A 23,876-nucleotide genomic window follows, 5' to 3' on the forward strand; every position below is an offset into this window, starting at 1 on the left:
CGCAACGGATGTGGCTCGTCAGCAAGTGCCCGGCCGCTTGGGCCGGCCGGGCACGCCTGACATCACTCTTCGATGGAAACGTCCGAGAAGTTCTCGTAGAGGCCGAGCGCCGTTGTGTTCAGGCCCTTGACCTTCTTGTTGTAGATCGAGAACCAGTCGATGTAGACGATCGGGAACGTCGGCAGGTCGGTCATCGCGATCTGTTGCATCTGCTTGTAGATCTGGCGACGCTTTTCCGGATCGTTCTCAACCATGCCGGCTTCGAGCAGGCGGTCCATCTCGGGATTGGAGTAGCTCGAGCCGTTCGAATAGGCCACGCCCTTCTGGATCGCCTTCGACCAGAAGAGGCGCTGGATGCCGATGACCGGATCCGCGATGTTCGACACCGAATAGATGTTCAGGTCGAAATCATTGTCGGTCCATACACGGCGGACATAGGTCGGTCCGTCCTGTGCGCGAAGCGTCAGGGTGATGCCGATCTTGGCAAGGTTCTGGCGCAGGATTTCGGCTGTCTGCCGGAAGGTGTCGCCGCTCGGCGAGTAGTCGATCGTGGCGGAGAAGCGTTTGCCGTCGGGACCGGCCTTATAGCCTGCCTCGTCGAGAAGCTGAGCCGCCTTCTTGAGGTCGAACTCGTATTGCGGCACGTCATCCGTATAGAAATCGGACTGCTTGATGGTTACCGGGCCGCCCTTCGCAGCCGTGGCGAAGTCATGCCAGATATTCTTGACGATGAAGTCCTTGTCGATGGCATGCGCGATGGCCTGACGCACGCGGACATCCTGCCATTGCGGCTTGCGAAGATTGAACTCGAAGTAGTTCACCGAGGTGTTGTATTCCCAGCCATCGGTGCTGACCTCAAGCGTCGGGTTCTTGCCCAGCCGCGCGACGTCCGACAGGGGAACCACATACTGCGCGCCATATTGCACCTCGCCGCTTTCAAGCGCGGCCGCGCGCGAGGCGCTGTCCGCGATGAAGCGGATGATCAACTGGTCCAGATAGGGCTTGCCTTTATCCCAATAATTCTCGTTGCGTTGCAGCAACAAATGGCTGCCGCGCACGAACTCACCGAACTTGAACGGACCCGTGCCGACGGGGGCGGTGTTGGCCGGGTTCCGCATCGGATCGCCGTCTTTGTAGATGTGCTTCGGCATGATGGGCGATTCAGCGCCGGCGAGCGCGCGCATCAGGTAAGGCGTCGGAGCGGCCAGCTTGAAAACAGCCGTATGCGCGTCCGGGGTCTCGACGGACTGGAGATTGGCGAATGTACCCTTGCCGCGCGGGTGCAGTTTCTTGAGGATCTCCATGAAGGTGAACTGGACGTCCTCGGAGGTGAAGGGTTTGCCGTCATGCCATGTCACCCCGTCCCGCAGCTTGAACTCGACGGTCAGGCCATCGTCGGACACCGTCCACGCGGTGGCCAGACGGGGGATCAGGTTGAAGTCCTTGTCGTAGGTGACAAGACCGTCGAACATTTTCGACGACACCACATAGACAGGCGACGCGCTGTTCAGCGCCGAGACGAGGATCGACGGCTCAGGGTCGAGGCTCATCGTCATGACCCCGCCCTGCTTGGGCTGGCTCATCGCGGGGGTCATCATCGGCGCGAGCGCCAGCGCGGCAACCGGAATGAGCGCGCTGCGCGCGAACGCGCGGCGGGTCAACTTGGCTTTCATGAGGTCAAACGGTGTCATTGGCAGGCCCTCTGGTTATCGGATCAAACGAAGTTGCCGTTGTTATTGGTGCGCGCCGGCGAACAGGCCGGCGGTTTCAGGCGCGAAGAGCTCATCAAGGCCAACCGGGCGATGCGAGACGCCCTGCTCCTGGCAGTATTCGAGGAATTTCGTGAGCGTGATCCGGTTGCGCGCCACGCCATAGGGCCAGAAATCCTGGCCGAAAAGAGCACGCGCCGCCTCGGCCTGCTCATACATCCATGGAAAGGGATAGCGCGAGACCATGCTGTCGGCCATGCGACGCAGACTGTCCTGCTTGGCGGCTTCGAACGCGTGGCACAAGTTCGCCGCAAGCCAGCGATTTGCTTCGTAGACATCGGAGCGAATGGCGACGACATGCATGATCGGGAAGATGCCGGTCTGGCGGTAATAATCGGCCTCGTCGGCCATCCCGCCGGGAAACAGGCGCACGAGCGATGGGGCGGCGCCGAGCGCGCCATCGGGTGTATGCGATGAGATGATTGCGTCGAGTTCGCCCGCGATCAGCATGTTGTTGAGCGACTTGTCCTTCGCCTTCGTCACTTTTAGACCTGCCGGCCATGCAATCGCGATATGGGGCGCATGGCCGGTGGCATTGACACTGCCCTCCACCCATTCGACCGTGTCGAGAGCGACGCCGCATTCATGGGCGAGGAACCCGCGCGCATAGACCCCCGCCGTATGGGACCAGTCCGGAAAACCGATGCGGCCACCCTTCAGGTCCGAGGCTGATTTGACCGAGCCGTCCCTGCGCACGAAAAAGGCGGACTGCCGGAACATGCGTGATGGAAACACCGGGATCGCGGTCAGCGATTTATCCCCCTGCGACAGCAGCGAGACATACATCGCCAGCGACATCTCGGAGATATCCCATTCGCGAAACCGGGTGAAGCGAGCAAAGATATCCGGAACCGGCAGGTTCTGAACGTTCAGCCGCGCGCCCTTGACCTTCACCGCACCGGCGCACAGCGCCTGGACATGGTCGTATTCGCCTATTGCGAGTGACAGGAGAACCGGGTCGGTCATCATACTATCCTTGCTGTGCCGCATGGTGGCGAATGTGGTTCACGGTCATTCAACGGCGGGACTTTTGGTCTTGGTCGTCGTCAAACCGCCGCAGGCGCACGAGGGCGCTGAGAGCCGCGCAGGCCTGCCCCAGTGACGACGTTTGGCGGTTCGCGGTGACCGCGTTGGGATTGCCGTTGAATTCAAGCCGCGGCTCCGTTTCAGCGGGCGCGAACCATGCCCCGGTCGCCATGACGACGACGCCTTCGCGTACGCTCTCCGTCAGCTTCGCGCGGGCGAGGCAGGCGCCGCGCCCGTTCTCGACGCGGACGATGTCGCCGTCACAGATCCCGCGCTGCCCCGCATCGGTGGGGTGGATCGCCACTGGCTCCCGGTCGCCGGCCTGCTGCACCTGGAAAAGCTGGCTGTGCAGCCGCTTGGGGGGTTGGTTGGTCACCAGATGCAATTGGTCCGGGTCCGCATTGCCGAGCCATTCATGGGGTTCAAGCCAAGCTGGATGTGCTGGGCAATCACGGTAGCCGAAACCCTCAATTCGCTTCGAATAGAGTTCGATGCGGCCAGACGGGGTAGACAGAGGGCTGGAGACCGGATCCTTGCGGAAGTCTTCCAGGAGCACTTCCGGCCTTTCCGGCGCGGGTACAGCGAAGAAACCCTCCCGCCAGAATGTGTCGAAGTCGGGCACGGGTACATTCTCGCGCTTGCCCCTGGCCTCGGTTTTTCTCCACAGCCGGCGCAGCCAGCCGAACTCGTCAAGACCTTCGGAGAAAGCCTCGCCACAATCGAGGCGTTCCGCGAGTTCTCCGAAAATCAGGAAGTCGTCGCGCGCCTGCGCGAGCGGGTCAATCAGTCTTGGCATTGCGAAGACGAAGGGATCGCGGGAGGAGCCGCCGAAATCGTTCCGCTCGACGGTGGTCGTTGCCGGCAGAACGATATCCGCGCGGCGCGCGGCCGGCGTCCACCACGGCTCGTGCACGATGATGGTGTCCGGCCTCTGCCAGGCTTTCTCCAGCGCAAACAGGTCTTGCGCGTGGTGGAACGGATTCCCGCCGGCCCAGTACACCATGCGGATATCGGGAAAAGTGATCTCGCGTCCGTTGAAATCGATCGTCTCGCCCGGCCGGGACAGCGCGTCGATCAAGGTCGCCACCGGTACCGCGCTTTGCGCCGGATTCGTAAGTCCATCCAGGGCCGGCACGTAACCGCGCCGGGCCGGAGCGCCGACGGCATTCATCGAGCCATAGCCGAAACAGAACCCGCCACCCGGAAGCCCGATCTGGCCGAGTATCGCGGCCAGGGCGATCAATGCCCAGAACGGCTGCTCGCCATGATCGGCGCGCTGGAGAGACCATGCGGCCGTCAACATCACGCGACCACGGCGGATCAATCCCCACAGGGCCTCAAGTTCCGTGATGTCGATGCCGGCGATACCGGCGGCCCAGGCGAAGGTCTTTTCTACGCCGTCGGTGTCCCCGCGCAGATAGGCGGCCAATTGGTCGTGTCCGACCACATGCTTTTCGAGGAAAGGCAGGTCGGCGCGGCCCTCGATGAAGGCGCGGTGAGCAAGCGCGAGAATCAAGGACGTATCGGTGTTCGGCCTCGGCGCGATGTGTACCGCATTCAGACCGGGCGGGGCATCCTCGCCCAGCGGCGAAACAATCACGAATTTGGTGCCACGTCGCACCGCAGCGTCAACATAGCGTGCCATGTGGTGGTGGCCGGCGCCGCCCGACGTCACGCGCCAATTCTTGGCATTAAGGCCGCCAAACGCGACCAGCACATCCGTTTCTTCGGCGATCGTGCTCCATTCCGTCGCGGCGAAGGCCACGGCATCTGCCGTGCCGAGCACATGCGGCAGGATCGCGTTAGCGGCGCCCCAGCTGTAGTTGCCCAGCTGATCGGTGAAGCCCCCCGCCGCCGCGAGAAAGCGGCGAACGAGGCTTCGTGCGTGGTGCAGGCGCCCTGCGCTCGACCAGCCGTAGGATCCACCAAGGATAGAAGCCGGACCGTGCAGGTCCCTGACCCGCGCCACTTCCGAGGACACGATATCCAGCGCAGTATCCCAGTCGACGGGAACCATCGGGTCCACGCCACGGCCCTTGCCGCCGGCGGCGTGGCGATGGCGCAGGAAGCCCTCGCGCACATAGGGGCGGTCGATCCGCAGGGGCGAATGAACCAGGCCCGGCAGCGCGCCGATCATATCGGGATCGGCCAGCCCATTCGCCCAGGGCCGCGCCGCAACGAGGCGGCCATCGGCCACCTCGGCTTCGAACGCGCCCCAATGGCAGAGGCTGATGGTGCTCGATCCCTGCATCCGGCTACTCGGCCGCGATGGCAGACGGCTTGATCCGGAAGCCGTAGCGCTCTTCCAGGCCGAGGTCGCGGACGGCGTTCAGGCCGATCTGCAGATGATCGGCGGGCACGGGCTGCAGCGGCTTGCGCAGGGGGCCTGCGGGCAGACCGATGACGCGCATCAGGGACTTGATCGCCACGGGATTGATCGCCGAATAGGCGAAATGCAGCATCGGCAGGTTGCGCAGCCACGCCTCGCGGCAAGCGAATGCGTCGTCGCCGTTCTTCCACTCCTTCGAGATGATCGCCATCTCCTGCGGGATGATGTTGCCGGTCATGTTCGCGGTGCCGTGACCGCCCAGCGCCATCGTCGGAATAACGAGGCCGAGGTTCGGCGAGCAGCAGCACATGATGGCCATGTCGGGTTTTGCCGCGCATACCTGCGCCACTTGGCCGACGCGGGTGGTGGATTCCTTCAGAACCACCATGTTCGGATGCTTGGCCAACTTGAGAATGTTGGTCCAGTGCAGATCCGTCGTAACGCGCGGCGGATTGTTGTAGAAGCCGATGGGAAAATCCACCGCATCGCAGACTTCCCACGCATAGTCGGTGATCGCTGCATTGTCGGCGCAGATATAGGCGGGAGCCGCGATGATCGCGCCATCGCCGCCCTCGGCCTTGGCGTAGCGGACATAGTCGATGGTGGTCTGGGTGTTGTTGCCGGTGCAGCCGTAATAGAACAGCATCTTGCCGGTCTTCATCTTCGCCGTGCGCGAGATGATTTCGCGGCGTTCGTCCGGCGAAAGCATCGATACCTCACCGGTCGACCCCATGATGAGGACGGCTTCCGTTCCGTTGCTTTCATGCCACGAAAGCAGCGTCTGAAAGCCGTCATAATCAATCGAGCCGTCGGCATTCATCGGCGTAATAAGGGCTACGAAGGAGCCCTTCGGCTTAATATGTGCCATCCCATCACCTCGCTCTAGACAAAGCTGAGGAAGGAAACGTGGCGCGGCCGACCAAAGCTTTTATCGACCTGGACACGGCTGCCGGCTGAGATTCAGGCCAGACACAACCCCACGTCTCATCATCCCGATCCGCCGTCCATCGTGTCGGCTGTGGGCGAAAGATCAAATACAATTTCCTGACGGTGCTATGTCGAGGAGTCATGGGCCGAGGCGCGTCACCTCGCCGAAATCGGCGAGCACGTCGGACAGATGCTGGCAAAAGGTTTCTGCCGGCCGGCTGAGCGGGGTATCAGTCGGTTTGAAGATGTGAAAATCGAACGGAATATCGGGCTTGAACGGCACCAGGCGCAAGTTGGCGCGAAACGCGCGCGGCGTCAGCGGATCGACGATCGCAATGCCGACACCGGCGGCGGCCAGCCCACATGCCGTGAATGATGGCTGACTTTCAACCGCGATCTGCGGCTGGACGTTCGCTTCGGCGAAGCTCTGCGTAACATAGCTCGCGACGGCCGTATGGTAAGACAGGGCCACCAGCGGATGGCCTTTCAGGTCACGCGGGGTGAGCACGTCGTGTCCGCTGAGAGGATGGTCCGGCAGCATCGCGCAGACACAGCAGGTTCGATAGGACGCGATCACATCGATATTGTGCTGCAGACCGAGAAACTGCCCTATGCCAAGATCAATCTGCCGGGTCGATACGAGATCGAGGATCTGGGGCGACCCGTACACATCGTGGGCAATTTTCATGCTGCCGACTTCCGCCAGAAGGCGCGCAATGGCCTTCGGCATGATCTCCAGACTTATCATCGGCATGGCCGCCACGTTCAGCACCGCGCGCCTCAGATCCCTGATCTCGCGCGCCACCTGCTCGAGGCGGTCCAGGCCATAGAACATGCGCGCCACTTCCTGCATGAACTGGCGGCCTTCGACCGTGGGCTCGATCTTGCCGCCCTTGCGCAGGAAGACGGGGAAGCCGACGCTGTGTTCCAACTCCGAGACGAGACGACTGACGGCGGGTTGGGAAATATTCAGGGCCTGCGAAGCGGCGGTAACGGAGCCGTGTTGCATGACAAGCTTGAAAGCCCGTATCTGTCGCTCATTCATTCCCATCGTCCACTAAGCGCGCTACGTTTGGCTTCCGCCCCGCGTCGAGGTCGTCCGCACGCCCCGTCCAGATCTCCACGAATCAACGTCTATATAATCTATAGGACATCATTCGGATGGGAAAATTCAAAATTCCCGTGATGACGCGGATTAACCGTGGTCCAATGATGCTGGAGCTTTGTATCAGTCCGCGTCGGCCGAAGCAGACCGAAATTTAGCCATTCTGATTGGGCCTTTGCGGGATTCCGGACGCGTATGGGGAATGAGGCGCGTATCGTGGGTTATCGCGACCAACGCTGAAGCCTCAAAAAATTGGTTCTGGCGCGGGCGTCATATCGGAGCCCTCGGTCATCACCACCGGGCCGCGTCCGCCACCGGTGGCTGATCACGATTTTCAGTAACTGCCAAGGCACGACCGGCGCGTTCAACCGCTGCCCGCTCAGGTTGGCGGTTCCCCCAAGCCAGGGTTTGTGGCTACACGCGGCTGTGGCGAGGCTCTGTATATGAATCGAAGGCTCAAATGCTTGCCATGGGTTGGGCGCCGCGGTCGTTCGTTCGCAAGGGAGAACTCAGGCGTCAGGCCATGATACTCAGGCCGCCATCGACATAGGTGGTTGTCCCGGTGAGCCGGCGCGCAAACGGCGTCGCCAGAAAGGCCGTTGTGAGGCCGACGTCGTCGATATCGATGAGTTCGTTGATAGGGCTGCGTTCCGTGGCCTCGCTCAGGAGAACATCGAAATCCTTGATGCCGGAGGCTGCCCTCGTCTTGAGGGGGCCGGGGGATACCGCATGCACGCGGATATTCCGGGGGCCGAGTTCGTAAGCGAGATAGCGCACGGCGCTCTCGAGCGCGGCTTTGACCGGCCCCATCAGATTATAGTTGGGGACGACCTTGTTAGCGCCGTGGTAGCTCATCGCGAGCAAGGTGCCCCCATCCGTCATGAGAGGTTCCGCCAACCGGGCCATTCGGACGAAGGAATGGCATGAAATATCCATGGCCACCTTGAAGCCTTCGGCGGAGCTGTCGACGAGCCGCCCGCGCAGATCGTCTTTTGGGGCATAGGCTACCGAATGGAGCGCGATGTCCAGTCGCCCCCAATGCCTATGGACCTGTGCGAAGACCTCCTCGAGCTCGCCGTCCACGCCGACGTCGCAGGGCGCGAAAATTTCCGCGCCAAGGCTCTGGGCAAGAGGTTCGACATGGGGTTTGGCCTTGTCGTTGAGGTAGGTTATGGCCAGCTCGGCTCCCAGTTGCCGAAAAACCCTCGCGCAGCCATAGGCGATGGATTGATCGTTGGCGATACCGATGACAAGGGCGCGCTTGCCTTGCAGCGCGCCGGACTGGACAAGAGTTTCGGTCGTTTCGGACATGACAGGCCTCAGATGCCGGGTGCAACGTCAGTCGACCTATAGATCGCTCTGCTGTCATTCTGTATGTCAGCGCTGCCGCGACTATCCGGAAAGCGATAGAGTTGCGCGGATGTGCCGCTCAGCAGGCTACGGAGCGTGGACAGCAAGGCCATCTGGTCAGCATTGGCATCAAACAGTTTTTCCAGACGGTCGAGAAGATCGAGGAGCGCGCGCCGCTCCGCGAATGTCGATAGCAGATCAGGCAGCGCGGCCAGTGCCTGCTTCGGCGCAAGCTCGACAATGGATGCCTGCTCCCTGATGATCGCGCGGGCCTGCTCCGTCGGGAGATCGAGGAGGCCGACATCCTTACCCGCGAGCTCTCTCACCCGCTTCATTGCGGAGAGCCTTCGCCTCCCTGTGCCGGCTTTCATCAATAAAAGCGCGGTGCGGACCATCGCCGTCGTCCGATTGCCTTCCTTTAGCCGGGCGAGAACGTCCTTCGCGGACGGTCCTGGGCTGGCGACATCGGCAGGCGCCTCCTGTTCCGCTGGTGCGCAAATGGCCGCGGTTCCGTAGGCTCTGTAGAACAGGTTCTCAAGCGAGGCATCGCGCAGATCGCGATAGAAATCCCATGTCGCGGTCGTCAAGGCAGCCCCTCTTTTTTCCAGTTGAGCCAAGAGGCCCTCCTCATCGCGCGGCAGGCGATTGGCCCTCGTCCAATCCGCTAGCCCCTTTAGCGGCAGCAGGAAGGGATTGAGGTCCGAGAGTACCCAGCGCTGCATGCGCTGAGGGTGAAGGGCTCTACGCATGGTGGCGCCGGAGGGCGAAATAAAAGCCGCAAACAGGGGATGCACATAGGCTTCATAAGCAGATGCGAAGACGTCGGATGTTGATTTCACAGCTTCAAAAGGGACCTCATCCTTGCGGCGATATTTTTGCAGCGCGTGCAAATCCTCGATGGAGCGCTCGGACAGTAGAACATCGTATTGGACCTTGCCGTCGCTCAGCTTCTCCTCGATCTGCATGCCATATAATCCAGGGGGAAGATGCTCGATATAGTCAACGAGATCCACAATCTGCTTGTGCTCCCGTTTGGCGATCTGGCCGGAGACGAAAATGCCGAGATGACCGACGCTCTGATGCATGAGGCCGACGATGACCTGTCCGTTGGCCTTCAAGGCTTCCGTTGTCGGATAAAGGTCGGCGACCCAGTTGAAGGCTTGCTGGGGAGGCGTGATGTTGTCGCCCAGTGAAGCGAAAAGGATGATGGGCGATTGGATTGCGCGCAGATCAAACGCCCGCCCCTCCGACCATTCCGCCGCGCCGTCGACGAGATCGTTGCCGACGAACAGATTTTCGACGATCCATTTGATTTCCTGGCGGTCCATCATGAAGAAGCCGCCCCACCATCGCTCGAATTCAAGAAATCGCTCAGGCTCGGTGTCGATTTTTGAAAATAGATTATAATATTTACTGAAATAAGTATTGGCTGGATTGAGGTTCTCGAAGTTCTGTACGAGATGGGCGCCATCGAATTTTCCGGCCCCCAGGTCACTCGCGAAAAGCGCGGGCCAGACGCCTCCCAAAAGGCCGCCGGAATAGCGCATGGGATTCTCGCCGTCGTTTCCAGCCCAGTAGGACATGGGAGCCCCATTGATCACGATGGGACCGACGGCATCTGGTTCAAGCGCGCCGACAAGCATGGAAGCCCAACCGCCCTGGCAGTTCCCGATCACGACAGGCTTTCGCGTCGCGGGATGCCGCTCCGCCACAATATGCAGGAAGTCGGCCTCTGCGCGGGATACGTCCGCCAGAGTTTGGCCAGGGATCGGTTCGGGAAAAAAGATGACGAAATAGACGGGATGCCCGGCCTTCAATGCCATTCCGACCTGCGAATCCTCCTTGAAGCCACCTATCCCGGGGCCATGGCCGGCACGGGGGTCGATGATGACGAACGGGCGCCGTTCAGGATCTGTCTTCACGCCCGCAGGCGCGATAATGCGCACCAGAGCGTAGTTCACCGGGCGTGCGAAGCTGCGCGCGTCCGCCACCATTTCCCACTGGAAGTGCAGCAAAGGCGGCTTGCCGGCCTTTTCATGCTCCAGCCAGTTGTTGCCCCGCTGGCGCAATGTATCCCAGAAGAGGATCGAGCGCTGGGTAAAGTCCAGCCAATAGTCACTGGCATCGCGCCAGAAGTCCTCAGTGTCCGGCCGCCGCTCCGAGCGTGGCCGCACAGCGGTCTGTATCGCATCGAGGTAGCTTGTCCAGGCGTCGAAATATCGGGTCTGAAGCACATGGGCGACAGTCATGTGCAGTCTGACAATCTCCGAAGGCGCGCCACCATCGGGCGATGCCCCCCTTTCAATAGGAGCGGGATCTCGTGACATGACACCCTCCACCAAAATTGCCGGCAGGAACTTGCTGTCTCCCTGTTTCGGGAAAAGCCGACATCGCCGGGCAGGCCACCATACCATCCGGCTGCGGGCATGGTTGCCTCGCGCGGAATTCCCGCCATGCGTTGAGTTCGGGGGTGCCCAGGTTCGGCGCATCCATGACATTGTTCTCCTGGTCTAGTGTGGGAGTGTGGCTGCGCTGATTACATCTCTCGTCTGTCGTGCGATAACCAGCTCCTCATTGGTCGGGATGACCCAGGCTGAGGCCGATGAGCTTGACGAGATCTTTGGGCCACCGGTCGAATTAGCTGCCTCGTCGAGCTCCAATCCAGCCCACGTGAGGCCGGCGACGACGGCGGCACGCGTAGCCGCGTCGTTCTCGCCAATGCCCGCCGTGAAAACCAGCCCGTCGAGACCGCCGAGCGCCGCGATGAGAGACCCGGTTTCGCGAAGAATACGATAGACAAACAGATCAATTGCTTTCCGCGCCTCTGTATTCGAGGGCGCGTGGGTCCGTAAGGTGCGCATGTCGTTCGACAGGCTGGAGACGCCGAGCAACCCAGACTGCGTGTAAAGAATTCGCTCGGCCTCATCGGCCGTGCAACCCATCTCGCGAAGCATATAAAAGACAATGCTGGCGTCGATGGCGCCACAGCGCGTTCCCATGGGCAATCCATCAAGAGCTGAGAAGCCCATTGTGGTGGCGACGCTCGTGCCCCCTGAGAGGGCGCAAAGGCTTGCACCATTGCCCAGGTGCGCCACGATCACCTTCCCGGCAGCCAGCCGTGGGTCGTGGTCTTTCAACACTGACGCGATGTAGTCATACGAAAGGCCATGGAAGCCATAACGCCTTACCCCGCGATCACGCATGGTCCTCGGTAAAGCGAACATCGTCGCGATCTCGGATTGGCTGTGATGGAAAGCGGTATCGAAGCAGGCCACTTGCGGTAGCGTCGGAAGGCGGCGGTGCGCGACTTCCATGGGCTTCAGATTATGCGGCTGGTGCAGGGGGGCAAGGGGAGCGAGCTTCGCGAGTTTCGCGACAACCTCATCGCTGACCAGCACCGGAGCGGCAAAAGCATCGCCACCATGCACAACGCGGTGGCCAATCGCCACCAGACTGCGTTCGTTGCGGTATTGCTGGAGCCAGGCGACCAGGTGCATCAATGCTCCTTCGTGGTCTATGCCTCTCTCCGCAGCCCACTCCGCCTGGTCCAGCAGGGCACCAGACTTCTGCGTCACGCGGAACCGGGCAGCGCGACCGAGCCCTTCGTATTGGCCCCTCCAGACGAGCTCCGGATCCGCGCGGTCGACCATGTCGAAAACCTGGAACTTCAGGCTCGACGATCCCGCGTTGAGAACGACAAGCGTGGGTATCATGTCAGATCTCACCCATCGTCACGCGATTGCCCTGCGCGTTGGCGAAAAGCGAGGCCACGGCGCAAGAGGCCAGACGGGCGATCGTGGTGTCCGCCCGACTTGTCAGGATGATTGGGACGCGGGCTCCAAGCACGATACCGGCGCCATCAGCGTTGGCCAGGAAGGTCAGGCTCTTGGCCAGCATATTGCCTGCCTCGAGGTCCGGGACCACAAGCACATTGGCCTGGCCGGCGACGGGAGACACGATTTTCTTGATCTTCGCCGCATCGATATCGATAGCATTGTCGAGAGCGAGGGGGCCATCGAGGATACCGCCCTGGATCTGTCCACGATCAGACATCTTGCACAAGGCGGCCGCGTCGATTGTGGATGGAACTTTCGGATTGACGGTTTCCATCGCGGACAGGATGGCCACGCGTACGGGGTCCGCTCCGAGAGCTCGGGCAAGATCAATAGCATTCTGGATGATATGAACCTTGTCCTCGAGCGTTGGAGCGATATTGATCGCCGCGTCGGTGATGATCAAAGCCCGATCGTGGCCAGGAACGTCCATCACGAAGCAATGGCTTATCCTGCGCGATGTTCGCAGCCCCGTTTCTCGCCGCACCACGGCTGCCATGAGCTCGTCCGTGTGCAGGCTCCCTTTCATGAGCGCATGGGCTTTGCCGGTGCGGACCAGTTCGACGGCATTTTCAGCGGATGCATGACTGTGGGGCGCGTCGATGATGGCGAGGCCTTTTGCCCTTGTCCCGAGCTTCTCCGCCACCGCTTCGATCCTGGCCGTCGGGCCGACGAGCAGCGGCTCGATCAGGCCGAGTTCCGCCGCCTCGAAAACGGCTCCGAGCGAGGCATCATCGCAGGGATGGGCTACCGCAACACGCAAAGGCGGAAGGGAACGGGCGGATGTCAGAAGTCGGTCGTATCTTTCATGCGAACGCGCTTGCGAGGCTGCGTCTGACGAGGAACCGGCATTCCTCATTCTCCCCTCCGCGTTATGAACGACGGCCTGCCATCGACGGCAGACAGAGTGGCTCGGTGCTCACAAGACCAGCATAAAACAAGGCTTAACACCTTGAGGATATAGTTTCGGACGGCCACGTTGCTTGACCGTTTGAGCCATCGATTTGACAGTTCTGGCGTGATGCCATCGGGAGGTGATGGCGGGCTTTGCGCTCGAGCAGGCGCGCGACCTCGTGCGCCAAGTGAGTGGGCTGCCGTGCGTGGGATGTATCGTCCCGGCAATCGGGATATCGACAAGCGCAGCGACCCGCGGTGATGACATCGCGCGGATTCAAAGGGTCGTCGCGCATAGCCAGCCTCAAAACCGTGTCCAGGCTGGTGTCAGTCCGGTCTCGAAGACCCCGCGCGCGATGTCAAGCTCTTGATCGATGGGAGGCCGCCATGGGTTTCGATATGGACCCAATGCCAGCTCGCACGTGATCGCCGCGCGGCGAGGGGACGCGCGTCAAGTCCTTTGGATAGGGGGCGAGAAATTCCCCGGCGCCCTCACACGCTCATTCGAACAAATCCGGATGATTTGCTTCCGTCTTCGGCAGGGCGCGAAGGATCTCTGTGAGGTGGTGGCGCATGGCGTTTTCGGCCTGTGCCGGATCTTGCGCATCGATCGCGGCCATGATCCTCCGGTGCTGCTCCACCAACGGCAGCATCACCTCGGCCCCGGGCAGGGTCAGTTGGCAGACACGATCCATATGAGCCTTGATGTCCCGGATGGCTTCCCATGCGAGAGGCATGCCGACCCCTTCCGTCAGCTCGACATGGAAGAGTTCGTCATAGCGTTGGAAGGTGTCATGGTCGTCGCGCCGCGCCGCGTTCTCCTGGACTTCGAGCAGGTCGGATATCCGCTGCCGGCTCTGGGGCGAGAACGCCGCGCAGGCCTCGCGCACGATCGCGACCTCGACCGCCTCGCGCACGAAGCGAGCCTCCATCATCTTACGGACAGAGAATTTGACGACGACCGTGCCGCGCTGCGGCTGCACATCGACGAGCCGCGTCCGCGCAAGCGCGATGAGCGCCTCGCGCACCGGCTGGCGTGAGACGCCATATTTTAGCGCGATCTCCTGCTCCGAGAGGCGTGTGCCCGGCGGCAGTTCGAGCGCGACGATCGCCCGGCGTAGTTCGGCTTCGACGCGGCCGGCTGCCGAAGCACCCGGAGCGAGGGCGTGAGACGCCAACGAAAGGCTCAAATCAAAAACCTCCAAGGCCTGTTGCCTACCATACGACAACATACTACCATACAATTCATGCCGCAACCGATGGGCGCGGACACCAAGCTTACGTTCGGCGCGCCAGCAAACAAGCCGGAAGCAGCATGGCGCTCGAATCCATGGGAGGACACACCACATGACCACACGTCGAACATTCCTTGCCTACGCGGCAGCGCTCGCATTCTCGGTCGCTGTCGCGCCCTCAGCCTCCGCCCAGAGCGTGACACTACGCTCGGCTGATATCCATCCGAGCGATTACCCCACCGTCGAGGCTGTCCGCTACATGGGCAAGCTTCTCGAGGAGCGCAGCCAGGGCCGTATCAAGATCAACGTCTTTCACTCCGCCCAACTCGGCCAGGAGAAAGACACGATCGACCAAACCCGCTTCGGCGTCATCGACATCAATCGCATCAACATGGCGCCGTTCAACAATCTGATACCGGCGACCAACGTCCCGTCCCTTCCGTTTATTTTCCGCTCAGTCGATCACATGCGGAAGGCGATGGATGGGCAGATCGGCGACAACCTGCTGAAAGAGTTTGAGAAACACGACCTGATCGGCCTCGCGCTTTACGATTCCGGATCGCGCTCCTTCTACAATTCCAAGCGTCCGATCAATAGTCCGGCCGACATGAAAGGCATGAAGATCCGCGTCCAGCAGTCCGACATGTTCGTCGCGCTTGTCTCGGCGCTCGGCGCGAATGCCACTCCTATGCCTTTCGGCGAGGTCTATTCCGCACTTCAGACCGGCGTGATCGACGGCGCCGAGAACAACTGGCCGTCCTATGAGTCGACCCGCCATTTCGAGGTCGCCAAGTTCTATTCGGTGACCGAACACTCGCTTTCGCCGGAAGCGTTGGTAATGTCGAAGAAAAGCTTCGACAAGTTCAACGCCGCCGACCAAGCGCTGATCAAGGCTGCGGCGAAGGAGTCCGTGCTCAAGATGCGCGAGCTCTGGGATGCGCGCGAGAAAGCGTCCGAGGCCAAGGTCAAGGCCGGCGGCGCGCAGATCAATCAGGTCGACAAGAAGCCGTTCATCGACGCGATGAAGCCGGTCTACGACAAGTTTGTCACCGATCCGAAGCTGAAGGAGATGGTCGCCGCCATCCAGGCGGTGAACTGAGCCTCGATCAGGCAAGGCGGCCCGGGTGGCCGCCGCGCCTTCGGCCCCTTGCCAGCCCGGGCAAATGACATGCATGCCTTCACCGCCTTCCTAACACGCCTCGACGCCAAGCTCAGCCTTATCGCGCTGATCGCCGCCGGGATCGGCCTCGTCCTGATGACCATGATGGTCGCCTGGGGCGTGTTCGGCCGTTATGTCCTCAACGACACACCGATCTGGGTCGAGGCCGGCTCGCTTTTCCTGATGTCCTGGTTCATCTTGCTTGGCGCAGCCGTCGGCGTCCGTGAGAGCGATCATCTCGGTTTCGAGGTCGGGCTCGTGATGTCGCCACCGCCTTTGCGCGCGGCTCTGATCGTGCTGGGCGAGGCCCTCGTCTGCGCCTTCGGCCTCGCCATGCTCGGCTATGGCTGGCAGCTCGCGGCCGGCACCTGGGCCGACCGGATGCCGATCATCGGTATTTCGCGTGGCTGGGACTATGTGCCGATTGCGGCGGGCGGCGCGCTGATCGCGCTGTTCGCGCTCGAAAAGATCCTGCTCTTCGTCACCAGCCAGCAGCAGGCGCCGCTCGGCTTCGTCCATTTCGGCGAAAGCCAGGAGGCCTGATCCATGGAACTCTGGATTCTGTTCGGCGTCTTCGCGGTTCTGCTGCTCATTGGCGTCCCCGTCGCCTTCTGCCTCGGCATCGCTTCGGTCGCGACCGTCGTCTATATGGGCCTGCCGCCCGTCGTCGTCTTCCAGCAGATGAATTCCGGCATGAACGCCTTCGCCATGATGGCGATCCCGTTCTTCATCTATGCTGGCGACCTGATGATCCGTGGCGGCATCGCCGAGCGCCTCATCCAGATGGCGGCGAGCCTTGTCGGCCATCTGCGCGGGGGGCTCGGCCAGGTCAATGTCGTGACCTGCACGCTCTTCGGCGGCATCTCCGGCTCCGCGGTGGCCGACGCCTCTGCGGTTGGCGGGCTGATGATCCCGCAGATGAAGAAGCGCGGCTACGACGCCGACTACGCTGTCAATGTCACAGCGAACGCGGCGATCATCGCGCTGCTGATCCCGCCCTCGCACAACATGATCATCTACTCGCTCTCGGCAGGGGGCAATCTCTCGATCGCGGATCTGTTCACGGCCGGCGTCGTGCCTGGCCTGTTGCTCTGCGCCGCGCTGATGGTTGCCGCCTGGGCGGTCGCGGTGAAGCGCGGCTATCCGCGCGAGCCCTTCCCCGGCTTCGCCACCGTCGGCCGCTACGTCGTGCTGGCGCTCCCCGGCATCCTGCTGATCGGTATCATCTTCGGCGGCGTCCGTTCCGGCGTCTTTACGGCGACTGAATCCTCCTGTGTCGCCGTGGTCTACGCCATCCTTGTCACCATCATCGTCTACCGTCAGCTCACCTGGACCGCCTTCGTCGAGGCGACGCTCGGTGCGGTGCGCACCACGGCGATGGTGCTGCTGGTGATCGGCACGGCCGGCGCCTTTGGCTGGCTGATGGCCTTCCTGCAGGTGCCGCAGGCGACCATCGCGGCCATGAAGGCGGTCTCCGACAACCCGATTGTCATCCTGCTGATGATCAACCTGATCCTCCTGGTGCTCGGCACCTTCATGGACATGGCGCCGATGATCATCATCTGCACGCCGATCTTCCTGCCGGTGGTGAAAGCCTTTGGCGTCGATCCGATCCATTTCGGCGTGATCCTGATCCTTAACGCCGGCATCGGCCTCAACACTCCGCCGGTGGGCTCGGTGCAGTTCGTTGCCTGCGCTATCGGCCGGATTTCCATCGGCGAGTCCATGCGCACAATCTGGCCTTTCTACGGCGCCAGCGTCGCGGTGCTCCTGCTCGTCACCTATGTGCCCGGCCTGTCGCTCTGGCTACCGCGCCTGTTCCACTAAAGGACACATCATGACCATCGAGATTCGCCAGGTTTCGCACCCTGAGACCGTAAGGGGCTTCGACACGGCGGAGCTGCGGCGCCACTTCCTGATCGAGGCGCTCTTCGTCCCCGGAGAGGTGAAGCTGACATACAGCCATCTCGACCGCGTCGTGGTCGGCGGTGCCATGCCGACGGCTGAGCCGGTCGTTCTGCCGACGCCTAAGGCGGTCGGCACCGATGCATTCCTCAAACGCCGCGAACTCGGCATCGTCAATGTCGGCGCTCCCGGCAAGGTTTCGGTCGACGGCAAGGATTACGCGCTCGCCAAGCGCGACGCGCTTTACGTCGGCAAGGAAGCTGGCGATGTCTCGTTTGCCAGCGACGATGCGGCGGAACCGGCTAAGTTCTACCTGCTCTCGACGCCCGCGCATGCCGTGCATCCGACCAGCGTGATCCGGGAAGCCGACGCCAAGACGCTCGCGCTTGGCGAGCAGGAAACCGCCAACAGGCGCACGATCCGCCAGTACATCATCCCCGGCATCTGCGAGACCTGTCAGCTCGTCATGGGCGTGACCACACTGGAAGAGGGCAGCATATGGAACACCATGCCCTCCCACACACATGACCGTCGCTGTGAGATCTACCTCTATTTCGATCTTCCCGCCGATGCCCGCGTCTTCCATCTGATGGGCGAGCCGCAGGAGACCCGCCATCTTGTCGTCACCAATGAGCAGGCGATCCTTTCGCCGGGCTGGTCGATCCATTCCGGCGTCGGCACCAAGGCCTATTCTTTCATCTGGGGCATGGGCGGCGACAATGTTGACTATACCGACATGGACATGGTTGCGACGGGAGATCTGCGCTGATGCGAACACCGTTTGATCTGAGTGGGCGCACCGCCATCGTCACCGGCGCCAACACCGGGCTCGGTCAGGCTATCGCGGTGGCGCTGGCTGCCGCGGGGGCGGGGATCGCCGCGGTCGGCCGTTCGGGCATGGCCGAGACGAAGGCGCTGGTTGCAGAGACAGGCCGCCCCTTCCATGAGATCAAGGCCGACCTCGCTACGTTGGCGCCGATAAGCCGTATCGTCGAGGAGGCCGAAACCGCTGCAAACGCCGATGGCTCGCGGCTCGACATTCTCGTCAACAATGCCGGCATCATCCGCCGGGCCGACGCCATCGACTTCACCGAGGCCGATTGGGACGCGGTCATGGACGTCAACCTGAAGTCCACCTTCTTCCTGACGCAGAGCGTTGCGAAGCGCATGCTCGCCGACGGCAAGGGTGGCAAGATCATCAATATCGCCTCGCTGCTATCCTTCCAGGGCGGCATCCGCATCCCCTCCTACACAGCCTCGAAGAGTGGGCTGGCCGGGCTCACGCGGTTGCTCGCCTGTGAATGGGCGGGGAAGGGAATCAACGTCAACGCGATCGCGCCGGGGTATTTCGTCACGAACAACACGGCCGCCCTTCGCGCTGATCCCGAGCGCAATGACGCGATCCTCGCGCGAATTCCGGCCGGGCATTGGGGCCAGCCGCAGGAGCTCGGCGGGGCGGCCGTTTTTCTCGCGTCCGATGCCGCCGCCTATGTCCACGGCGTCGTCCTGCCGGTCGACGGTGGCTGGCTCGCACGCTGAAGGGGAGCAACATGGACCGCAAGAACGAACCTTTCGCCCGTGATGCAGATCTCGCCTGGGAGCCCGCCGGCGAAGGCGTGACGCGCAAGATTCTGACCTATCGCGACGAGGTCATGATGGTGCGCGTGCGGTTCGAGGCGGGCGCCATCGGCCCCGCGCACAGCCATCCGCATATCCAGTGCTCGCTTGTCGAAACCGGCGTCTTCGACATCACCATCGCCGGCCACACCGAACGGCTTGTCGCCGGCGATAGCTTCACCGTGCCGCCCGATGCGATCCACGGCGCCGTGAATGTCCAAGCCGGCACCCTTGTCGATGTCTTCACGCCCATGCGGCGGGATTTCGTGATGCTCCCTGATGATCGCGGCTGATTAACCGATCCGTTGCGCTCGGCATTGTCCCGGAAATGCCCCGGGTAAAACATAACGCCACAATCAGATTTCGCCTCAGATCCGGACAGGGCGAGAATGTCCCTAATCGCCTTCGTCACCAGACCCCGGACGAACGCTGCAACGTCCCCGATTTGCCCCTCCTGCTATCATTACCCTGTCGTTCGCGGGGAGCCGTAACGTCGGAAGTGTGGCTTGAGCAGAATGGTGGCGGGGGAATCGTTCGCCCACCCCATGAGGTATCACCAACGGCATTACCGTGTTCCAGGTAACGATAGACTATTGTGTTCCATGGAGGATTGCATGACTCTCGTGAAACTGAAGTTTCATGCGAGTCACTATGAAGTCGAGAGACCGTTCCTTCCTTACCCGTGTGCGACAAGCTCTCCCGTCACTCCATCCGGCCGAACGCCGGCTTGGGGACTTCGTGTGCGATTTTCCAGGCGAACTTGCCAGCTATTCGGCGCAGGAGCTTGCCGCGCTCGCCCATGTTTCGAAGGCGACGGTCTCACGCTTCGTCCAGCGCCTCGGCTACGAGAACTATGAGGCGGCACGGCGCCATGCCCGTGCCGAGAAGCAGACCGGCTCGCGACTGTTCCTCTCCGCAAATGTCGATTCCGCCGCTGAGCAATCGGTTGCCGCCCATACGGCTCAGGCCGTCGCCAATCTGGAAGCAACGTTTCTCGCCATCACGGATGCGCAGGTCAGTGCCATCGCCGACGCCATCCTCGGCGCGCGCAAGAGCTGGGTGGTCGGGTTTCGCGCGAATGCTTCGTTCGCGAGTTATCTGCAATGGCAACTCACCCAGGTGGTCGAAAACATCGTCGCCATTCCCGGGGCCGGGCAGACATTGGGCGAGCACATGGTCAGCATAGGGCCCGAGGATGTGGTGATCGTATTTGGCCTGCGGCGGCGGATCGCGCGGCTGCCGCTGATCCTTGAGCAAATCCAGAAAAGTGGGGCCAAGCTGCTCTACGTGACCGATGAAGGGGAGAACTTCCTGTCCAGCGCGAACTGGCACCTGCGCTGCCAGACGTTGGCGCCAGGCCCGCTGTTCAGCCATGTGTCCGTGATGGCGCTGTGCCACCTGCTCGCCACGCGCTGCATAGAACGAGCGGCTTCCGCCGGCCGCACGCGACTGCGAGGGATCGAGACGCTGAACGATGCCCTCGACGAGCTGTGACTGATCTTTGAGCATTTGCCCGAAACCGGGCGCCATTATTCAGTCACGCGAGCTTGGATTTCACAGGCCTCCAAAGTGTAGATTTTTAACTAAATAACTGATAAATGATATGAAATCATAGTTTCATATAAACTGGCATGAAATCTGTATTCCCTTTGTCGAGGAAGTGCGGCGGGCTTTGCCCTCGACGGCGCTTCCACAGCGTACGCAGGAACCCTTCACACGCTCAATTGCCACGAAAGGCTACCCGCATGCCCAGGATGTTCATTTTCGCCGCCTTGTCCGCTCTCATGATTGCCCCCGCGAGCGCGGAAACCATTACGTTACGTGTGCTCGGCCAGCCCTCAGGCTCCGGCCTCATCGCGCAGCAGAAGGAACAGCCCTTCTTCGAAAAACTCGCGAGTAAGACCGGGCTCGACATCAAGGTCGAGTATCTGCCCGTCGATGTCGCCGGCATCCCGGACACAGACGGGTTACGTATCCTCAAATCAGGTCTGTTCGACATCGTGTCCATCCGCGGCCCGCAGGTCAGCCGTGATGAACCCTCCGTGCTCGGCCTTGATCTCGTCGGCCTGAACACATCCTACGACGCGGGCAAGAAGCATATCGCCGCCTTCATGCCTTTTGTCGACAGCCGGCTTCAGGCGCAGTTCAACGCCAAGCTGCTCGGGGTCTGGCCCGCGGGGCCCCAGGTCATCTTCTGCAAGCCGGAGGTGGCGAGCCTTGCCGGCCTCAAGGGTCTGAAGGTCCGCGTGGGCGACCAGAGCGCCGCCAATTTCGTGACCAAGCTCGGCGCCACCGGCATTTCCATGCCGTTCGGCGAGGTGCAGCAGTCGCTGGCGCGCGGCGTCGTTGACTGCGCCATAACCGGTCCCGCTTCCGCCAATTCAGGCGGCTGGCCCGAGGCCACGACGACTGTTCTGCCGGTTGCGCTCCAGCTCGCCGTCAACGGCTACGCCATCAACAAGAACAGCCTGAGGAAATTCACGCCCGAGCAGCAGGAGAAACTCGCGGCCGCCATCGGCGAACTCACGACGGACATCTGGGCATTCTCCGAGGCGCTCTATGAGGACGCCATGCGCTGCAATACGGGCGCGAAGCCTTGCGAGCGCGGTGTTTCCTACAAGCTGAAGCAAGCAGACCCCTCTGAAAGCGACCTCAAGGCGGTCGCTGCCGCGGTCGGCGAGGTGTCACTGCCGATCTGGGCCAAGCAGTGCAACACTGTCGCTCCCAAATGCGAGGAAACCTGGCGCGCGGCCGTCGGCTCGCAGCTCGGCCTCTGATCCCGCCTTGCCCGGAGAAGAGCCATGCAAACCTATTCACGCTTCCTCGGCATCCTGTTCGGGGCCTTGATGATAGTTCTCTCCGTGGCGATCACGGCCGAGACGTTGTTGCGTAAGTTCTTCTCCTTCACGCTGGGAGGTATTGACGAATTGGGCGGCTACGCAATCGCGGTCGCCGCCCCGCTCGCCTTCACCGTCGCACTCGTCGAAAATGCGCATATCCGCATCAATCAGCTGACGACGCTGTTTTCCAAACCGGTCCAGGCAGTGCTTGACGCGTTGTCCGTGGTCTCGATGGCCGTTCTGGCGGGCTATTTCTTCTTTTTTACCATAGAGACAGTGATCGATACCTATCAGTATCAGTCGATCGCGCCGACACCCTGGGCGACGCCGCTGATCTACCCGCAGATGGTCTGGCTACTCGCCAGTGTGACCTTTCCGATCGCGGCGATTATCCTGACCGTCCAGGCGCTACGCCTCATGATGCGCGGCGACTGGCGCTCCCTGATGCGCCGCTTTGGTCCGGCAACGCCCGAGGAGGAGTTGCAGGCCGAGCTGGACGATCTGAAGAAACGCGAGAAGGCCGCCCATCGGGAGATGCTCGCTTCCGACGAGCCTCTCGTTCAGGAAGGAGCAACACGATGAGCATCGCCATTGTAGGGGCCGGTTTCGCGGTCATGCTGCTGCTGATGTTCCTCAGCATTCCGGTGGCCGTCACCATCATCGCCGTAGGGGCCTATGGTGGTTACCTGATGTACGGCATGCCGCTCGTCGACATGATGGGCGGGGTGATCTGGTCCAGCGTCAACAGCCCCGCGATCCTAGCCATTCCCCTGTTCATGCTGCTCGGCGAACTCCTCCTGCGCGGGGGCATCGCCGACCGGATGTATGATGCCATGGCGGTGTGGCTGGCGCGTCTGCCGGGCGGGCTGCTGCACACGAACATTGCCACCTGCACGCTCTTCTCGGCGACATCCGGCTCGTCTGTGGCGACCGCCGCTACCGTCGGCACCATCGCCCTTCCGGCATTGCAGCAGTACAAATACCCGATGTCGCCTGCCCTCGGCTCGCTGGCGGCGGGCGGTACGCTCGGCATTCTCATTCCGCCCAGCGTGAATCTCCTGGTCTATGGCTCGCTGGCGAACACCTCTGTCGGCCAGCTCTTCGCGGGCGGCGTTATACCCGGCCTTCTGCTGGCGCTCAGCTTCTCGATCTACATCTTCATCTTCCACGGCAAGGCCGGCGCACAGGCAACCGAACTCATAGACATGCCATTGCGCCAGAAGCTGGCGCTCGGCAAATACCTCATTCCGCCGCTCGTGATCTTCGGCGTGGTGATGGGGTCGATCTATGGCGGCCTCGCCACGCCGACGGAGTCGGCTGCCATCGGCGTCATGATGGCGCTGGGTTTCGTCGCGCTGAACGGCAGGTTGACCTGGGACCTGTTGATCAACTGCTCAATCCAGTCCGCCAAGACGAGCGGCATGGTGATCATCGTGCTGGTGTGCTCACTGCTGCTCAACGTGACGATCTCCATGACAGGCGCGGCGCAGGCGATGACGCAATGGATCGCCGCATTTGACCTGACACAGTTCTCGCTGTTGCTGGTGCTGCTGGTGTTCTATGTGCTGCTGGGGACTTTCATGGATGCCATGTCCATGCTGGTGCTCACCGTGCCGATCGTCATTCCAGTCGTAGTGGCGGCTGGCATTGACCCCATCTGGTTCGGCATCTTCATCGTCATCATGTGCGAGATCGCGCTCATCACGCCGCCCGTGGGCATGAATCTGTTCGTCGTGCACGGCGTGCGCACCGATGGCGGCAGCTATTCGGATGTGACGCGCGGCTCCTGGCCTTATGTCGCGGTGATGATGCTGTTCACCATTCTCCTCATCGCCTTCCCGCAGCTCGTCATGTGGTTGCCCGACATGCTGGCGGGGCGATGATGGG

At 61.8% G+C, this 23,876-nt stretch carries 20 protein-coding genes; 10 read left to right on the plus strand and 10 right to left on the minus strand.

Annotated features, from left to right (window positions below; genetic code table 11):
- Positions 1-62 precede the first annotated feature (62 nt).
- The 10 genes from KIO74_RS27505 to KIO74_RS27550 form a co-directional block, all read right to left on the minus strand.
- Complete coding sequence (locus KIO74_RS27505) at positions 63-1,691, minus strand: ABC transporter substrate-binding protein (RefSeq protein ID WP_213338375.1); 1,629 nt, start codon at positions 1,689-1,691, stop codon at positions 63-65.
- Between the two features lie 42 nt (positions 1,692-1,733).
- Positions 1,734-2,735, minus strand: coding sequence for a substrate-binding domain-containing protein (locus KIO74_RS27510; RefSeq protein ID WP_213338377.1), 1,002 nt, complete (start codon positions 2,733-2,735; stop codon positions 1,734-1,736).
- A gap of 49 nt (positions 2,736-2,784) precedes the next feature.
- Positions 2,785-5,046: a molybdopterin-dependent oxidoreductase gene (locus KIO74_RS27515; protein WP_213338379.1), complete on the minus strand. Its 2,262-nt coding sequence runs from the start codon at positions 5,044-5,046 to the stop codon at positions 2,785-2,787.
- Between the two features lie 4 nt (positions 5,047-5,050).
- A complete protein-coding gene (locus KIO74_RS27520) occupies positions 5,051-5,992 on the minus strand; it encodes a dihydrodipicolinate synthase family protein (RefSeq protein WP_213338381.1) in 942 nt (313 codons plus the stop codon).
- A 198-nt stretch (positions 5,993-6,190) separates the two neighbouring features.
- Positions 6,191-7,096 (minus strand): LysR substrate-binding domain-containing protein, encoded by a 906-nt coding sequence (locus KIO74_RS27525; RefSeq protein WP_213338383.1) that lies wholly within the window; start codon positions 7,094-7,096, stop codon positions 6,191-6,193.
- A gap of 576 nt (positions 7,097-7,672) precedes the next feature.
- On the minus strand, positions 7,673-8,467 hold the full coding sequence (fabI, locus tag KIO74_RS27530) for an enoyl-ACP reductase FabI (protein ID WP_213338385.1): 795 nt from the start codon (positions 8,465-8,467) through the stop codon (positions 7,673-7,675).
- Positions 8,468-8,475: 8 nt separating this feature from the next.
- On the minus strand, positions 8,476-10,833 hold the full coding sequence (locus KIO74_RS27535) for a DUF3141 domain-containing protein (protein ID WP_249731497.1): 2,358 nt from the start codon (positions 10,831-10,833) through the stop codon (positions 8,476-8,478).
- Positions 10,834-11,016: 183 nt separating this feature from the next.
- Positions 11,017-12,219: an acetate/propionate family kinase gene (locus KIO74_RS27540; protein WP_213338387.1), complete on the minus strand. Its 1,203-nt coding sequence runs from the start codon at positions 12,217-12,219 to the stop codon at positions 11,017-11,019.
- Position 12,220: 1 nt separating this feature from the next.
- Entirely contained in the window at positions 12,221-13,198 is a 978-nt protein-coding gene (locus tag KIO74_RS27545; RefSeq protein WP_213338388.1) for a phosphate acetyltransferase, read from the minus strand.
- 535 nt (positions 13,199-13,733) lie between these two features.
- Positions 13,734-14,423: a GntR family transcriptional regulator gene (locus KIO74_RS27550; protein ID WP_249731498.1), complete on the minus strand. Its 690-nt coding sequence runs from the start codon at positions 14,421-14,423 to the stop codon at positions 13,734-13,736.
- Between the two features lie 157 nt (positions 14,424-14,580).
- Here KIO74_RS27550 and KIO74_RS27555 point away from each other — a divergent pair, with 157 nt between their 5' ends.
- The 10 genes from KIO74_RS27555 (at position 14,581) to KIO74_RS27600 (ending at position 23,872) form a co-directional block, all read left to right on the plus strand.
- Positions 14,581-15,567: a TRAP transporter substrate-binding protein gene (locus tag KIO74_RS27555; protein ID WP_213338390.1), complete on the plus strand. Its 987-nt coding sequence runs from the start codon at positions 14,581-14,583 to the stop codon at positions 15,565-15,567.
- 69 nt (positions 15,568-15,636) lie between these two features.
- Positions 15,637-16,170, plus strand: coding sequence for a TRAP transporter small permease (locus KIO74_RS27560; protein WP_213338391.1), 534 nt, complete (start codon positions 15,637-15,639; stop codon positions 16,168-16,170).
- A gap of 3 nt (positions 16,171-16,173) precedes the next feature.
- Positions 16,174-17,454: a TRAP transporter large permease gene (locus KIO74_RS27565; RefSeq protein WP_213338392.1), complete on the plus strand. Its 1,281-nt coding sequence runs from the start codon at positions 16,174-16,176 to the stop codon at positions 17,452-17,454.
- Positions 17,455-17,464: 10 nt separating this feature from the next.
- Positions 17,465-18,301, plus strand: a complete 837-nt coding sequence (kduI, locus tag KIO74_RS27570) for a 5-dehydro-4-deoxy-D-glucuronate isomerase (RefSeq protein WP_213338400.1) — start codon at positions 17,465-17,467, stop codon at positions 18,299-18,301.
- A complete protein-coding gene (kduD, locus tag KIO74_RS27575) occupies positions 18,301-19,071 on the plus strand; it encodes a 2-dehydro-3-deoxy-D-gluconate 5-dehydrogenase KduD (protein ID WP_213338401.1) in 771 nt (256 codons plus the stop codon). Before kduI ends, kduD begins: the two co-directional genes overlap by 1 nt.
- Before the next feature lie 11 nt (positions 19,072-19,082).
- On the plus strand, positions 19,083-19,442 hold the full coding sequence (locus tag KIO74_RS27580) for a cupin domain-containing protein (protein WP_213338404.1): 360 nt from the start codon (positions 19,083-19,085) through the stop codon (positions 19,440-19,442).
- A gap of 358 nt (positions 19,443-19,800) precedes the next feature.
- Entirely contained in the window at positions 19,801-20,643 is an 843-nt protein-coding gene (locus KIO74_RS27585) for a MurR/RpiR family transcriptional regulator (protein WP_213338406.1), read from the plus strand.
- 251 nt (positions 20,644-20,894) lie between these two features.
- A complete protein-coding gene (locus KIO74_RS27590) occupies positions 20,895-21,926 on the plus strand; it encodes a TRAP transporter substrate-binding protein (RefSeq protein ID WP_213338407.1) in 1,032 nt (343 codons plus the stop codon).
- Positions 21,927-21,950: 24 nt separating this feature from the next.
- Positions 21,951-22,571, plus strand: coding sequence for a TRAP transporter small permease subunit (locus KIO74_RS27595; protein ID WP_213338409.1), 621 nt, complete (start codon positions 21,951-21,953; stop codon positions 22,569-22,571).
- Positions 22,568-23,872 carry a TRAP transporter large permease gene (locus KIO74_RS27600; RefSeq protein WP_213338411.1) on the plus strand — a complete coding sequence of 435 codons (1,305 nt, stop codon included), beginning with the start codon at positions 22,568-22,570 and terminating at the stop codon, positions 23,870-23,872. Before KIO74_RS27595 ends, KIO74_RS27600 begins: the two co-directional genes overlap by 4 nt.
- Positions 23,873-23,876 lie beyond the last annotated feature (4 nt).

This window comes from Chelatococcus sp. HY11, from assembly GCF_018398335.1.
Classification (GTDB): Bacteria; Pseudomonadota; Alphaproteobacteria; order Rhizobiales; family Beijerinckiaceae; genus Chelatococcus.